Source organism: Marinicrinis sediminis (genome assembly GCF_042685085.1).
GTDB lineage: Bacteria > Bacillota > Bacilli > Paenibacillales > KCTC-33676 > Marinicrinis > Marinicrinis sediminis.
This window is the reverse complement of record NZ_JBHUMM010000001.1, coordinates 324798-340080: the sequence shown is the minus strand read 5'-3', so window position 1 is coordinate 340080 and position 15283 is coordinate 324798. Positions and strand designations below refer to the sequence as shown.

Below are 15283 nucleotides of genomic sequence, written 5' to 3'. Positions count from 1 at the left end.
CCTTCTCCAGCTATCCGTTTTCTATCCAGAGCGTATTGGTCAGCATTTACCCTGAATCATCAGGTCAATCTCCCTTATGGGAGATTCCTTATAAATGAGTTTACACAAAATTATTGACAGACCCCAGGAGGGACATAAAAATTTTGCCCCGCGCTTAAAGTCAATGAACAAATGCCAAGCTTGATCCTGATCATCAAACTCTATATGTACGAATTGCCACGGATCTTTAATTTGAAGAGCAATTTTAAACATATCCAAAATTAAATTATCCTTACTGCTTGCTGATGCCCACATTTTTCATCCCGCCTCATTCTGATATACAAGGCAGTATTGACATATTTTCTAGTAAACAGACATTAGCCATGCAGTATGGCGAAGAAGCATTTATTTTAATTATCAATTAGAGTCATGCGATTTTCTATAAATTGTTCTATTTGTTTTAACATATTATTTTGTTTAACCAAACCTACACAAGTAGATACGAGAACTGGAAATGCAATCAATGCCAATGGACTGAATATTGCAACTAATCCCCCAGTAACTTTAGATGCCCACTTAATATTACCGGTTGATATTTTAACCATATCATCATTAATATTTTGAATAATCACAGTTACTGCCCGAGATGAAATACCAAGTGTAATCTTACTACTTTTTTTCAATTGAAATACCCATCCCTTTTCTGGATGATCTAATTCTTGAGTTTCTAAATTATTTTGATTACAATAATATCTTAAATCATATTTTAATTTTTCGATCGTTTCACTATTCTTTTTGTAATATTTTCCTTCCACATTTTCACATCCCACTATTAATAATTATGAATAATAAATCACTAGCTTAAAAATATGAATTATGCTATTCCACAACAGTTCCTCAAAATCTTCTAATCATGCTTCCAGTAATAATGTATAATTTACAAATAACACCTAAAACCCCCGTATTTATCATGGTTTAGAACGGAGAAATTCCACAAATTCATCATATATTTTCCTTCTCACCATATTGGCTCTTCTAGACCTAGCATTTCTCAAACTTTTCAATCCTTCCATTATGTATTCCTGTCCATATTCGACACTTTTCACCATGATCCTTTATTTTTATCAATCTTTGGATGAATGACTGTCAAATTATCTCTTCATTTCTGCCAGATGTTAAGCTATAATGCTAACAGAGAGATTGGACTGATCGAATTGAATACATACAGCCAGTAGGTGCCTTGTCAGTCAATGACAAGGTTAAAAGGGAAGTCGGTGCAATTCCGGCGCGGTCCCGCCACTGTAAATCGGGGACAACCTCGCAAGCCCACTGTTTCATTCATGTTGAAGCGGGAAGGGGAGGAAGTTCGTACAACCCGTAAGCCAGGAGACCTGCCTATTCGGCTATAGCCAACGAAATCCTTCGCGGAAAAGGATCGGCTGTGACGGGATAAACGTGTCTTTTGTTGCCAGACTGGCAATACCATCTATATGCCCGCCTTATGCTGCCCTCTGTTTCTGCGGAAACGGGGGGCTTTTTCGTTGTTTTATAAGGTCTATGTGGTTGTTCATGAGGTTTGTTTCGTAATTTACGAGATCTTTTTGGTTGATCCTAGCAGACATTTCGATGCTGTATGGCATTCAACGTCCTCAGCATCTCTCAAATCTGAAATGGAGAAAGGAAAGAAACCAGAATGAAAAAAGGATGGACAAGTTTAATTGCACTTTTGTTGGCTTTGAGTTTGGTGGCCTGCGGGAATCAGGTGAATCAGGAGACGGGCAGTAACAACGTGGAAGCTTCGGAGAATGAGCAGCCAGCTCAGGAGGCGGAAGGTACAACTGCAGAAGAGGAAGCGAGCAGTCAGACGATCTATCCGCTTACATTGCAGGATGCGACAGGGGAAAGCTTCACGTTCGATCAGGCGCCGCAGCGTATCGTTTCCACTTCGCCGTCTGAGACCGAAATTTTATTTGCCCTTGGTCTGGAAGATCAGGTGGTAGGCGTATCGGATTATGACAATTACCCGTCAGAAGCGCTGGACAAGCCAAAGGTCGGCGGGGTTGTGAAGCCAAACGAGGAAGCGATCATCGCCGCGGAGCCTGATTTGGTTATTACGGGCATTTCCATGAAACAGCAGGTCGTGGATCAGCTGCGCAGTCGTGATCTCAAACTGTTCAAGTTCGAGCCCAATCATATCGGGGATATCCTCACACATATCGAGACGATTGGCAAGATCACCAACAGACAGGCGGAGGCTGCTGCGTTAGTGGAGGAAATGAAGGCAGACATACAGCTTGTTCAGGACGCAGTCAGTACAGTGAAACCGGAAGACAGGAAGAAGGTATATATCGAATTTTCTAAAGGCTGGACAGTCGGACAGGGCGAGTTCATGCATGAGTTGATCACGCTGGCTGGCGGCATCAACATCGCCGCAGACATGGAAGGCTGGAACCAGATCAACGAAGAGAAGATCATTCAGGATAATCCTGAAGTCATCTTATATAACCTGGGCGTAACCGATGAAGAGTCTGGCGAGACGCTGGCGCAAATGATTCGAAAACGCAGTGGATGGGACGCGATTCAAGCGATTCAGGACGATGCGCTCATCGGCATTGAAGGAGATTTGATCTCTCGTCCGGGACCCCGTGTCACACAAGGTTTGCTGGCGATAGCCAAAGGGATCTATCCAGATCTGGTGTTTGAATGAAACGAAAGGTAGCGGTATGGGGAGGAGCAGGGTTGCTGCTTCTCCTTCTTTCCGCTGTGGTCAGTCTGTCCATGGGTACGGCTCAATTGCCCCTATGGCAGGTGTGGAAAATTCTAATACATAGCTTACCCGTCATCGGAGACGGAGTGGAACCCGACTGGCCCGCCTCGTCTGAGCAGATTATTTTGAAAGTGCGCCTGCCAAGGGTAATACTGGCGATCCTGACCGGAGCTTGCCTGTCACTGGCGGGAGCAGGCTTTCAGGGTGTACTGCGCAATCCACTTGCAGACCCGTATACGCTGGGGGTTGCTTCAGGTTCTGCAGTGGGCGCTTCCTTTCTCATCCTGTTCGGTCTGCATCATGTGTGGCTAGGTATGTGGACGATACCAGTTGCTGCTTTTGCCTCCGGTCTCATCAGCCTGTGGATCGTATGGAGACTGGCGAACGTCCAGGGCAAGTTGCAGCTGGAAACGCTCATTCTGTCGGGGGTGGTGGTACAGGCTTTCCTGGGATCGCTCGTATCGTTCATGGTGTCGTTATCCGATCAGGTGATCAATGAGATTGTATTTTGGCTGCTGGGCAGTTTGGCGATGCGCGGGTGGTCGTTTACCTTTGTCCTGGTTCCTTATGTAGGTGTGGGACTGATTGTGCTGTTGATGTATGCCCGGGCCTTGAATATCTTTGCCCTTGGTGAACGACAGGCTGCTCATTTAGGCATTCATGTCCAGCGAACACGGCTCGTTGTCTTGATCGTCTCGACCTTGATGACCGCTGCTGCTGTCTCAATCATAGGGACCATTGGATTTGTCGGACTGGTTGTTCCCCATCTGGTGCGCTTGCTTGCGGGACCGGATTATCGGCTGCTGCTGCCTCTGACCGCGATTCTGGGCGGTGTGTACGTATTGTGGGCAGATACACTGGCTCGCATGCTGTTAAGCCCGACAGAAATTCCGCTCGGGGTCATTACAGCCTTTTTGGGCGCCCCGTTTTTTGCGTATCTGTTAAGAAAAAACAAAAAGCTGATGAAGGGTTAAGGAGCTATGTGGATAGAGGCAGAGAAGCTGTGCAAGGCATTTGAACATAAACAAGCCATTGACCAGGTATCTTTTTCGGTTCGGCAGGGAGAGTGCTTCGGTATTATCGGACCGAACGGGAGTGGAAAATCCACGCTGTTGAAATTATTGTCTGGCATTATTCCGGCTGATCAGGGCGAAATCCGACTTGGCGGGAAGCGAATTCAACGCTATTCCCGTAAAAGTCTGGCGCAATGGATGGCGGTGCTCCAGCAGGAGGCGCTTCCTCCTGTGCGATTTACCGTAAGAGAAGTGATCGAGATGGGCCGATATCCGTTTCAGAACTGGCTCGGTGAAGATCGGAACGAAACAGTCTGGTCCATGGATCACATCCTTTCTCGATTGGCACTGACGGAATTGTCAGAACGCACCCTGGAGCATTTGAGCGGCGGAGAACGACAGCGCGCCGCGCTCGGAAAAGTGATGGCACAAAGTCCGTCGCTACTATTGCTAGATGAACCGACTACCTATCTGGATATCGGTCACCAGTTGCTGATGATGGATTTGATACGTGAATGGCAGCAGGAATGCGGCATGACCGTCCTTGCGGTACTTCACGATTTGAATTTGGCTGCGCTTTATTGTGATCGATTGCTGTTAATAGATGAAGGAAAATCGGTGGCCATCGGTACACCGGACGAGATACTGCAAGGGGAACGGATTCTTCAAGTTTATGGAACCGAACCGATCGTCATTCGCCATCCCACCGCACACCTGCCGCAGATTTTGCTCCAATCCAGAAGATAAACAAAGCAGCAAACCACGCTGGTGAAGGAAAAGTGAGGTCTTGCAATCAAAAGAAGAAATGAGTGCAAGCCGGTAAAGGAAAAGTCAGTGCCTGCAAGTATAGAAAGAGAGAAGCCATGGCATGGAAGAAAAGAAAGAGAAAAGCCATGGCGTGGAAGAAAAGAAAGAGAAAACCAGGAAGAAAAGAAAGAGAGAAGTCAGAGCTCTGAAGAAAAGAAAGAGAACATAGAAACCAAGAAAACAAACAACAAAAAAACCAAACAACGCAGAGAAAGCTAAGTAATCAAAAATGGGAAATAAACAAGCATGATTTTACATGATCACACTTGAAAACAACAGAGCAGAAAGAGGGGATAAGCGTGGATGTGAAGCAATGGATCACAGCGATTGCACCATTGGACGAAAAGGCGATGGAGATAGCGGCCTTGCATGTGGATCAACTGACCAAGCCGCAAGGAAGCTTGGGTAAGCTGGAACAGCTGGCCATTCAGCTTGCCGGTATGACGGGAGAGCTTCACCCGGATCTGTCCACCAGAGCGGTGATGATCTTTGCGGCAGACCATGGGGTCTGTGAAGAAGGAGTCAGTGCCTATCCGCAGGATGTGACCGCACAGATGGTCATGAATTTTCTAAATGGCGGCGCCGCCATTAACGTACTATCCAGGCAAAATCAGGCGGAAATCATCTGTGTAGATATCGGGATCAAATCCGAACTTCAGCATACACAGCTATATACACGAAAAATTAGAAAAGGGACGCGCAATCTGGCGAAAGAACCGGCAATGACGAGGGAGGAAGCCGAGAAGGCCGTCCTGACGGGTATCGAAATCGCGAACGAGCACGCCAAACGGGGCATTCGAATGTTCGCTACCGGCGAAATGGGAATCGGCAACACGACGGCTAGTGCCGCATTGTTCTCTGCGTTTAGCGGACTTGACCCGGTGCGTACCACCGGGCGGGGAACTGGCGTGGATAACGGTGGCGTACGACGCAAGCAAGAAGTCATTCGCAGTGCGATTCACCTGCATGAACCGAATCCAGCAGATGTGTGGGATGTCCTGCACAAGCTGGGCGGGCTGGAGATCGCCGGATTGACCGGACTGATGCTGGGTGCAGCCGCCAACCGCTGTCCGGTAGTGATCGATGGTTTTATTTCTTCTGTGGCGGCCTACGTTGCCATACAGCTCACTCCTGCTGTAAAGCCTTATTTGATCGCTTCCCATCTATCTGCTGAGACAGGTCATCGGCTGTTGTTGGAGGAGATGGGGCTTTCGCCTATGTTGCATCTGGACATGCGTCTTGGCGAAGGGACAGGAGCCGTGCTTTGCTTTCCGCTTGTGGATGCCGCCTGCCGCCTCATGAAGGAAATGGCGACCTTCGAACGAGCAGGCGTTTCTCGGGAGGAGGCACCGCGATGATCGTCATGGTAACGGGGGGTGCACGCAGCGGCAAAAGCACGTTCGCCGAAAAGCTGGCTCCGCATCTGGCAGACAGGGGTGTGTATATTGCAACTTCGCAAACGTGGGATGAGGAAATGAAAGAGCGCGTATCCCTTCATCAGCAGAGGAGGGAACGAGGAAGCTTTGCCTGGCAAACGATCGAGGAACCCATTGAGCTTTCGACGGTCCTTATGCAATTAGAGCAGCGATATCGCGGACAACCTGAACCTCCGGTTATACTGGTGGACTGCATGACTTTATGGTTGTCCAATTGGCTGCTGCAAGACACCACTGATACTGACACAACTGTACAGGACGCGTTACAAGACATGATGAAGCAGCTGTCCGTCATGTCCCTGTCTGTAATCTTGGTAACGAATGAAGTCGGGGATGGCATTGTCCCGGCCTATCCGCTTGGTCGACAATTTCGAGACTGGGCGGGATGGATGAACCAGGAGATCGCCTTGAACAGTGAGAAGGTATTCCGGGTCACGGCGGGTCTGGCTGTTGAACTGAAACGGCTCGCGGTCGATCTTGACCAGGAAAATGGGTGGACATGATGATCTTCTACAGTTTGTCGGAGATTCTGCTGATTACACTGGCGGCTATGCTGCTGGACGGGCTGATTGGTGATCCCCGCCGGTTGCCGCACCCGGTGACAGGGATGGGCAGGATGATCCACTGTTTGGAAAAGCACTTGTTGCCTGGCAAACGGAAACGACGAAATGGTGTCTTGCTCACGGTGATCGTGACGAGCGTGTGTTTTGGGATCACCCTCGCACTAACAAGTCTTGCCGCCTGGCTGCATCCCTTGCTCGGCTATGCCGCAAGCGCCTGGCTGATCTCTACCACGATCGCGGTGAGAGGGCTTAGAGAGGCTGCCTGTGAAGTGTATGAACCGCTGCGGCAAGGCAAACTGGCAGATGCCCGTCAGGCTGTAAGCCGTATCGTCGGCCGGGATACCGCACACTTGAACGAGGCTGGTGTTTCGCGCGCGGCAGTCGAGACAGTAGCGGAAAATACGGTGGATGCCTTCGTTTCTCCACTCGTTTACGCCCTTCTCGGCGGCGCACCTCTCGCGATGCTGTACCGAGCAGCCAATACGCTGGATTCAATGGTCGGTTACCGCAATGAACGCTATCTCGAATTCGGCTGGGCTTCAGCTCGCTGGGATGATGTCATGAACTGGATTCCGGCTCGAATAACCGGACTCATGCTCATAATATTGGCAGCTGGGAAGAAAACCACCTCCTGTAGACAGGCTTGGAAGGCCATCTGGCAATTTGCCCATCTTCACCCAAGTCCAAACAGCGGCATTCCGGAAGCAGCTGTCGCTGGTGCGCTGGGTATTGAACTGGGAGGCAGACATACATACGGCGGGGTGATGAGTGCCCGGGCCCGCTTGGGCTGGCCGAACAGGCCCGTACGTGCGGATGATATTGTAGAAACGGTAAGTCTGCTTACGAGGCTAAGCTGGCTGATAGCGGGGGGATTGGGATGTATGTGGTTTTTGTTCGTTGGCTGGTAAGCTGGCTGCAGGCAGGCGTTGCTGCAATCCAGTTTTTGACGGTATTGCCCATTCCAATGGCGATTCCCTATACATCTCACGTGCTGCGTCGAAGTGTCGTCTGGTATCCGGCAGCAGGGGCGGTCATCGGCATGGTTACGGCTGTAACCGCCGTTTTGCTCGATGGCTTGTTGCCAAGCTCAGTAGGAGCTGTTCTCGTCCTGATCGTGTGGGTGGTGATGACCGGAGGCTTGCATCTCGATGGATTGATGGATAGTGCCGATGGACTGCTGAGCCACCGTTCGCGAGAACGAAAACTGACCATTATGAAGGATAGCCGTGTCGGGGCCATGGGTGTGATCGTCTGTGTGTTCTATGTCCTGCTAAAGGGAACGCTGATGACCACTTTACTGGAAGGAGAGCAGGGACAGATCATCATGGGGCTGTTGCTCATTCCCGTTTGGAGTCGTGCTTTTCTACCTGTGGCGATGAGCGTTTGGCCATATGCGGGGCAGCAAGGAAGCCTGGGAGCTTCCTATGCCAGTATGCATATCAAATACGCCTTTACAGCGATTTGCATTGCTCTGCTGCTGACGGTGTTTGTTCGATGGGGGACAGGTGCAGAACCTAGCATTACTTTTGCAGCACTGCCATTGCTTGCTTTCGCGGCAGGTGTGCTGCTTTCGATCTGGGTGACGTACGAGCTTGGCGGGTTGACTGGGGACATATACGGGGCACTCAATGAACTGATTGAATTGATCCTGCTGTTGGCCTGGACAGGGTATGTGTTTCACAATATGTAAGGGAGGACGATGAAGATGAAGCTAGAGAAATATGGGCATGGCGGGGACTGGCATTCTGCGGAAGAGGCCTTCGGACAACCAGAGCATGGTTGGCTTGATTTCAGTGCCAACATGAATCCGTTCGGGCCACCTGATTCGGTACAGCACACGATCCGCGAAGAATGGGAAGCACTGACGAGGTATCCCGATCCTGCTGTGCGGAGACTGCGCACAAAGCTTGCCCAACAGCACCGGATTCCTGCAGAGAGCATCCTGATTGGAAATGGCGCGGCGGAGCTGATTGACCTGATCGTTCGCGTCCTGTCACCGCAGGAGACGGTAATTGCCAGTCCTTCCTTCTCGGAATATGAAGAGGCCATACATAAAATAAAGGGGAATATCCGACGCATTCCACTGCGAGAGGATCAATCCTTTGAACTTGACAACTCGGAGTGGCTGGAAGCGGCGAGTGAAAGCAATTGGCTGTTTCTCGGTCATCCCAACAATCCGACCGGCCGCCTCATCCCTCAACAGGTTCTTCATGCTTTGATGCAGCGGGGCAGCGGACTGATACTGGACGAGGCGTTTATCGATTTTGTACCGCGCGCGGATCAGGTGTCGATGCTGGAACAGGCCGCTTATTCCGAGAAACTGGTGGTTATTCGCTCCATGACGAAGTTTTATGCCATTCCAGGTATCCGTCTGGGCTTCCTCGTTGCCCATCCCCATCTGATTCGTCAGCTTCGCAAGCTGCAGACGTCCTGGAGTGTCAATCATTTGGCGCAGTGCATCGGGGCGACTGTACTGGATGAATTCGAATATGCGACACGTACATGGGATTGGCTGCAGCATGAGCGTCCGTGGTTGCAGACGCAATTGAGCCAGCTTGGACTGAAGGTGTTTCCGAGTGATGTCAATTTTCTACTGATCAAGCTGCCTGCGGGGTATGCGGTCAAGGATGTGCAGGAAGAACTGGGCAAACAGGGAATCCTGATCCGCGATGCTTCCTTGTTTGTGGGGCTGGATGGTTCTTTTTTTCGGATCGCGATTCGCCACCGAGCGGACAATGCGAAACTGCTTGCAGCGCTGGATGCATATCTAAACACTTCTTCATCTGGCAAACGAGCGCAAGCAACCGCTGCGCAGGAGCAAATCTGTCAGCCGCATAAGAAAGTTAGTCAGTCGCATAAGAAAACGAGTCAGTCGTATAAGCCAAATTATCAGGCGTATAAAGAGGCAGTCCATACAAATGAAGCAATTTCCCAGGGGCTCCTGAAGGGCAACGAAGCACTGCGCGCTGGGAGCTGCGCGAAGCCGCAACAGTCAGGGATCTCAGATGAGCAAGGCGAGCAAAGTAGAGAAGAACTCGTGCCCCTAACTGTTTCCGCTGATTCGGCAGCTCAATCCTTACCTACTGAACAAGCTGCTGCCGGTCAGTCTGCTTCAAACCAAGGAGCGACGATTATGCTGCAGGGAACGGCTTCGGATGTAGGCAAAAGCCTGCTCACTGCTGCATTTTGCCGCATTTTCAAACAGGACGGATTGCGCCCTGCCCCGTTCAAATCACAAAATATGTCGCTCAACTCAGCGATCACGATCGATGGCAAGGAAATCGGGCGTGCGCAGGCCATGCAGGCCGATGCTTGCGGCATCCCGGCGACAACGGATATGAATCCGATCCTGCTGAAACCGAAAAAGGACATGACCGCTCAGGTGGTCATTCATGGCAAGCCGTATGCGGACATGACGGCGAGCGATTACCGGACGCACTATCTGCCTTATGCAGAGAAGACCGTCAAGACGTCCCTTCAGCGACTGCGAGAAGCGCATGACGTGGTGGTGATCGAAGGGGCTGGCAGTCCGGCCGAGGTCAATTTGAAAGCAAGGGATATTGTCAATATGAGATTAGCGGCATGGGCGGATGCTCCCGTATGGCTGGTCGCAGACATTGATCGGGGCGGGGTGTTTGCATCGGTCGTAGGCACGCTGGATATTCTGGAACCGGCGGAAAGAGACCGGGTTTGTGGCGTGATCATTAACAAATTTCGTGGAGATGTGGCCTTGCTAGAGCCAGGTATAACGTGGCTGGAAGACCGAATTGGCAAGCCGGTTCTCGGTGTTATTCCGTTTATCGAGGGCTTGGCACTCGAGGATGAAGATGGTGCTTCTCTTGATCGGAAGCTCCGCAATAAGGAGACGGTTTCGATTTCGCATGAAGCGGCACAGACAGAGCCTAAGCAGCTTGAGATTGCTGTGATTCGCTTGCCGCGTCTGTCCAACTTTACGGACATAGACCCGCTGGAAATGGAGGAAGATGTACAAATTCGCTATGTTTCTTCAGTTCATGAATGGGGGCAGCCGGATGCGGTCATCCTGCCTGGCAGCAAAAACACAATGGATGATCTTCAGTTTCTGACGGATTCCGGTCTGACATCCCGTCTGATCGAGCATGTGCAGCAGGGTGGGAGACTGGTGGGCATCTGTGCGGGCTATCAGATGATGGGGCAAACGCTGCTGGACCCGCTTGGAACGGAATCTGACCGTACGGAGATGCAAGGACTTGGCCTGTTTGCGATGGAGACGACGTTCACGCCAGACAAACGAACGGAGCAGATTATCGGGAAAGCTGAATTCGCTGAAGGCCGATTCCCTGTTGAGGGCTATGAGATTCATATGGGAAGAAGCCGTTTTCTGGAACCGGTTCGTCAGCCATTTTGCATCAGAAGGCAGGCCGAGCCTGACCAGAAGGAGGCCTATCATGCAGATGGTGCGATGACCGAGAACGGACGGGTATGGGGGACGTATATTCACGGTATTTTCCACAATGACGATCTGCGCAGGCAATGGCTCAATATGCTCCGCCAGGAGAAAGGATTGAACGTTCATCAGCATAGTTCTTCTTACAGGCAAAGGCGCGAAGCGTCGTTTGACAGACTGGCTGAACAGGTCCGCAAGCACGTGGATCTGAAAAGGTTATATGAAAGTATGCACCTTCAATAAAGGGGAGGAATCATTATGAATCAACCAAGGCCGAGTAAAGAAAGAGGACTTACCCTGGTCTATACCGGGGATGGCAAAGGCAAGACGACCGCTGCATTAGGCTTGGGCCTGCGCGCAGTCGGACGCGAGTTTCGTGTCCTGGTGCTGCAATTCATTAAATCACCGGAGCGTTCTTATGGGGAGAAGCGAATGCTGGAAGCGCTGGGCATCGAAAATCATCAACTTGGCATCGGCTTCACCTGGCTGAAGACGCCGGAGGAACATCGCGAATCGTTACGCAGTGCCTGGGCGTATGCGAAAGCGCGTATTCAGAAAGGTGAGCATGACCTGATTATACTGGATGAAATCAACAACGCACTGGCGATTGACCGTTTCCCTATCCACGATGTCCTTCCTCTTCAAGAAGTGCTGGAAACCATTCAGCAACGTCCGCATGGCATGCATATGGTACTCACTGGACGCAGCGCTCAACCGGCACTTATCGAAATGGCGGATCTTGTCACCGAGATGACCCCTGTCAAACATTATTATGAGCAGGGTGTAACCGCCGTTCAGGGGATTGAGCTGTGAAAGAACGATAGAACAAAATTTCATTATTTTGTATAATAAAGAAATAGATTGTATAGAGAATCCATTTGGCAATTTGGCAGGTTCTGATACCGCTCATATACAGAAGCAGATAACTTGATGAAGTGATGCGGTCATTGTTATATACAGGGAGAGGTGTTCCATGAAATACAAAGCCATTATGTTTGATCTGGACAATACGCTGTTGAACTATTCAAAGACCGAGTTCTCTTCCATGGAGCGCACGGTTCATCAAGCCGGGCTTTCCGCAGCGTCAACCTTTGAATGGGATCTATTCTGGTACACTTACAGTCAGAAAAACAAGCATATCTGGGAGGATCGACATCAATCAGGCTACGCGATTGAGCAAATTCTTGAACAATCCTTTTTTCAGACATTAGGGGAGCTAGATCTGGATGCTTCTCTTTCTCATTCACTCGCTAAAATATATTGGGATATTTTTTGTCATACTTGTGAGTTGGAAGAGGACGTCAATGAACTGCTGTCATCCCTGTATGGCACTTATAAGCTCGCCATTATCACAAATGGAATCAGTGAGGGTCAAAGAAAACGACTCGCAGCGGGTCAAATTGATCATTTTTTCAATGCGATCATCGTGTCAGATGAGGTGGGATGCTGCAAACCAGACAAATTGATCTTTGGTATAGCTATGGATAAGCTGCAGGTCACTCCGAGTGATGTTTTGTTTGTGGGCGACTCCATCCGAGATGATTATGCTGGAGCGATGAATGCAGAGCTTGATTTTTGTCTAATCAACAGGAAACAGATCCGCTTGCCGCAACAAATTCAGCCTACCTATTTCATACATAGCCTAAAAGAACTTCTTCATGTGTTATAACGATCTCATGAATATACATCAAGTACCCCCTAGTGAGGCAGCTAGGGGGTTGTTTGTTTTCATTGGTTCGGATTACTTTGTACAATGATCCACACAATCCCTTTAAAGGATCAAGTGTATCCTTTCGCAGGTCGTAGGCTCATGTCTATCCCTTCGCAGGATCAAACAGTTCGAACAGTCGCTGCAAGATGAGATAGGTTTGTTCGAAAGTGAGTTTTCCTTTCGGATCAAACCGGTTGTTGGCAACGCCAGACATGAAACCGTATTGCTGAACTTGATAGACGTTGGATGTGGCCCAGCTGGCGATGCTGGCCTCGTCGGCATAAGGCGTCACATCCAGTTGCAACGGAAGCTGGAGCTGTGGCGAATGTCCTGTCAGGTTCAATAGCGTCCGATACGTATTCATGATCAGTGAAGCGGCCTGTTCACGGGTAATGTGGCTATAGGGCTCGAAGTGAACGTTGGATACGCCGGAAATAATCTGATTTTCATACGCCCAGTTTACACGCCAGTCATCGACATCGATGAAGGGGGTATCCATGACATCATGCAGATAGATGGTCTCGCCAAGAATCGTTTCTGTCAGGTTGAAGACGAGATCCACAAAGGCAAACCGATCGATCGCGGACTGATAGCGATGGTCATAGGCATACATGACAATGCCGTTGCTCTTGGCCGCCATGTACCCATCATAGGCCCAGGCACTCACCTGATCCCCTGGATTTTGAGGCTCGACATATATATACAGACTGTTGTTCTGATCAGGCAGATAATGTTCGATGGTCAGCTTGGCTTCTCCTTCTCCCACCGCGGTCACGGTGCCATCTCCGTTCACCCGTACGATATGCTCGCTGTCACTCCTGATGTGCGCGGCATCCATCTCGGAATCCCCTCTGGTTTTGATCTTTATGGTCTCACCAACATGTAACTGCACCATCCAGCGAGGCAGAAATTCAGGGAGCAGATTGAAGAATGTCGTCGTGTAGGAGAGCGGGGAAGGTCTTCCAGCTGCATCATACAGACCGGTCACGTCCACCCGGAACGCCTCATCCTCCTGAAAGGCTATCAGATCATCTGGCCTGAATATGATGGCGAATCCATCGCCGTAGTTCGCCGTATTTACATTGAAATATTTGCCTGCCTTGTCCGTATCGCTGGCATCAAAATGCCATTGGTGCCCATCTCTGACTCGGGTCAGCTTGACCGCAATCTCGTCTGTCCGATCATTGTCATAGTGAAGCGTATTCAGAGAGATGGACCACGCATCGTCCGTAGAGAAAAATTCGTTTGGGAACAGGTGAGCGGAAGGCCAGCTTATGTAGGAATAACGGATCTCATCTTGCGGGCGGTTGAAATCAAAGGCATACATAGAAGCATAGACGCCCCAGTCTTCTTCACGATGGACCATGCCGAACATGGTTTTCTGCATGATCGGATGCAAGATCCATCTGCGATGTCCCACCCGGTCAATGTTGCTCGGATCGCTGTCTGACATATATCCCCGCACATTTTCATAAAACGTATAACTTCCCGCATACAGGTTGCTGGAGCTTGTCCCTTGCTTTCCCAGTTCGAACATCTCCTGGCTCATGCCTGCTGGTTGATCCGGGTAGTGGGTGAGCTCGTCATTGACCGCATTGACAAGGGCAGCCGTCTGCTGCTGTGAGGCAAGGGTCCAGTCCGGTTCGATATCATCGGGCAATCCAGCAAGGTAACGCACGAAGTTCGTAGCGTTGATGCCATCCAGGATATACGGCTTTTTGATTTCTCCTGCCGAATAAGAGGGAATCAGGCTTGGCTTTTCTTTATAGATGACATCCGGGTCCATATAAGCCATGCCTTCTTGCATCGGTTTGTATTGCTGCCATTTCGCTGCAATATCTGCTTTGCTTCTCTCGGCAACCGTCTCCTGCACATCATGTATGTCAGAGGCAGCCTGTCCGGGAACGCCGAGGGTCGTCAGGACGAGGGAGAGCATCACCAGCAGGGTTAGGCTGTTGCGTTTTGAACGAAAAAGGGGGAGAACCATAGCCTTCATCCTTTCCATGGGCGTATAGGGGTGAAACACAGGTTAGTTCCTCCCCATTTCGACATGATTCTTCCATATCCTTCTTTCATTCCTCTTCGGTCTCATATGGAATGCGTGGTTTCTTTCGCGAGGGACGTCGTTTGCTGCGCTTGGATGGACGGATTCTCACGACAGAGCAGGCTACAAACTGCAAAATGATCGAGCTGCCTGCGAGGGGAGGCTCGTCACTAAGCAACAGCAATTGACCGCGTTGGATGTGATAGAGGGAACTCGGCTGCAGGACGGCATTGACGAAGAGGTTGATGAGGGTCATTTGTTTGGGGCTGTAGATCGTACGATGTCCGGGGAGGCCATCTTCAGAGGTATATCGCATCTTCTCGCCGTCCGAGATGGCAATGTAGGTGAAGGTCTTGGCTTCAACGGCATACCGACTGCTGATTTTCTTCGTGGACATGTTCACCTCTCCTTATAGTGGGATATGACTTCAGGAAGCGACCAATCTATCTTGCTACTGGTTAGTGTTAGTAGATGAACGCATGTTGCAATCCATCACGGCAGATGCCTGCATGGGCAGGCTGTTTTTTATGCATTTGC

At 50.1% G+C, this 15283-nt stretch carries 14 protein-coding genes and 1 riboswitch; of the genes, 11 read left to right on the top strand and 3 right to left on the bottom strand.

Annotated elements, in window-relative coordinates; translation table 11 throughout:
* Positions 1-389 precede the first annotated feature (389 nt).
* On the bottom strand, positions 390-794 hold the full coding sequence (locus ACFSUC_RS01620) for a hypothetical protein (protein ID WP_379927638.1): 405 nt from the start codon (positions 792-794) through the stop codon (positions 390-392).
* A 402-nt stretch (positions 795-1196) separates the two neighbouring features.
* Positions 1197-1392: riboswitch (cobalamin riboswitch) on the top strand.
* A gap of 280 nt (positions 1393-1672) precedes the next feature.
* Here ACFSUC_RS01620 and ACFSUC_RS01615 point away from each other — a divergent pair.
* From ACFSUC_RS01615 to ACFSUC_RS01565, 11 genes are all read left to right on the top strand, one after another.
* Positions 1673-2686 (top strand): ABC transporter substrate-binding protein, encoded by a 1014-nt coding sequence (locus ACFSUC_RS01615; RefSeq protein ID WP_379927637.1) that lies wholly within the window; start codon positions 1673-1675, stop codon positions 2684-2686.
* On the top strand, positions 2683-3720 hold the full coding sequence (locus ACFSUC_RS01610; RefSeq protein WP_379927636.1) for a FecCD family ABC transporter permease: 1038 nt from the start codon (positions 2683-2685) through the stop codon (positions 3718-3720). Before ACFSUC_RS01615 ends, ACFSUC_RS01610 begins: the two co-directional genes overlap by 4 nt.
* A gap of 6 nt (positions 3721-3726) precedes the next feature.
* The gene (locus tag ACFSUC_RS01605) at positions 3727-4506 is read left to right on the top strand and encodes an ABC transporter ATP-binding protein (protein WP_379927635.1); all 780 of its coding nucleotides are present in this window, start codon (positions 3727-3729) and stop codon (positions 4504-4506) included.
* Between the two features lie 87 nt (positions 4507-4593).
* Positions 4594-4785, top strand: a complete 192-nt coding sequence (locus ACFSUC_RS01600; protein WP_379927634.1) for a hypothetical protein — start codon at positions 4594-4596, stop codon at positions 4783-4785.
* Positions 4786-4859: 74 nt separating this feature from the next.
* On the top strand, positions 4860-5924 hold the full coding sequence (cobT, locus tag ACFSUC_RS01595; RefSeq protein WP_379927657.1) for a nicotinate-nucleotide--dimethylbenzimidazole phosphoribosyltransferase: 1065 nt from the start codon (positions 4860-4862) through the stop codon (positions 5922-5924).
* Positions 5921-6505, top strand: coding sequence for a bifunctional adenosylcobinamide kinase/adenosylcobinamide-phosphate guanylyltransferase (gene cobU / locus ACFSUC_RS01590; protein ID WP_379927633.1), 585 nt, complete (start codon positions 5921-5923; stop codon positions 6503-6505). Before cobT ends, cobU begins: the two co-directional genes overlap by 4 nt.
* Complete coding sequence (gene cbiB, locus ACFSUC_RS01585; RefSeq protein ID WP_379927656.1) at positions 6505-7473, top strand: adenosylcobinamide-phosphate synthase CbiB; 969 nt, start codon at positions 6505-6507, stop codon at positions 7471-7473. Before cobU ends, cbiB begins: the two co-directional genes overlap by 1 nt.
* The gene (gene cobS, locus ACFSUC_RS01580) at positions 7443-8255 is read left to right on the top strand and encodes an adenosylcobinamide-GDP ribazoletransferase (RefSeq protein WP_379927632.1); all 813 of its coding nucleotides are present in this window, start codon (positions 7443-7445) and stop codon (positions 8253-8255) included. The genes cbiB and cobS overlap by 31 nt, the downstream gene beginning before the upstream one ends.
* A gap of 15 nt (positions 8256-8270) precedes the next feature.
* Positions 8271-11234, top strand: coding sequence for a cobyric acid synthase (locus ACFSUC_RS01575; RefSeq protein WP_379927631.1), 2964 nt, complete (start codon positions 8271-8273; stop codon positions 11232-11234).
* 15 nt (positions 11235-11249) lie between these two features.
* The gene (gene cobO, locus ACFSUC_RS01570) at positions 11250-11804 is read left to right on the top strand and encodes a cob(I)yrinic acid a,c-diamide adenosyltransferase (RefSeq protein WP_379927630.1); all 555 of its coding nucleotides are present in this window, start codon (positions 11250-11252) and stop codon (positions 11802-11804) included.
* A 178-nt stretch (positions 11805-11982) separates the two neighbouring features.
* Positions 11983-12660, top strand: coding sequence for an HAD family hydrolase (locus tag ACFSUC_RS01565; protein WP_379927629.1), 678 nt, complete (start codon positions 11983-11985; stop codon positions 12658-12660).
* 145 nt (positions 12661-12805) lie between these two features.
* Here the strand turns inward: ACFSUC_RS01565 and ACFSUC_RS01560 are convergent, their stop codons facing one another.
* Together ACFSUC_RS01560 and ACFSUC_RS01555 are read right to left on the bottom strand one after the other, a co-directional pair.
* Positions 12806-14728: an S-layer homology domain-containing protein gene (locus ACFSUC_RS01560; RefSeq protein ID WP_379927628.1), complete on the bottom strand. Its 1923-nt coding sequence runs from the start codon at positions 14726-14728 to the stop codon at positions 12806-12808.
* A gap of 46 nt (positions 14729-14774) precedes the next feature.
* Positions 14775-15143, bottom strand: coding sequence for a DUF4183 domain-containing protein (locus ACFSUC_RS01555; protein ID WP_379927627.1), 369 nt, complete (start codon positions 15141-15143; stop codon positions 14775-14777).
* Positions 15144-15283: the final 140 nt, after the last annotated feature.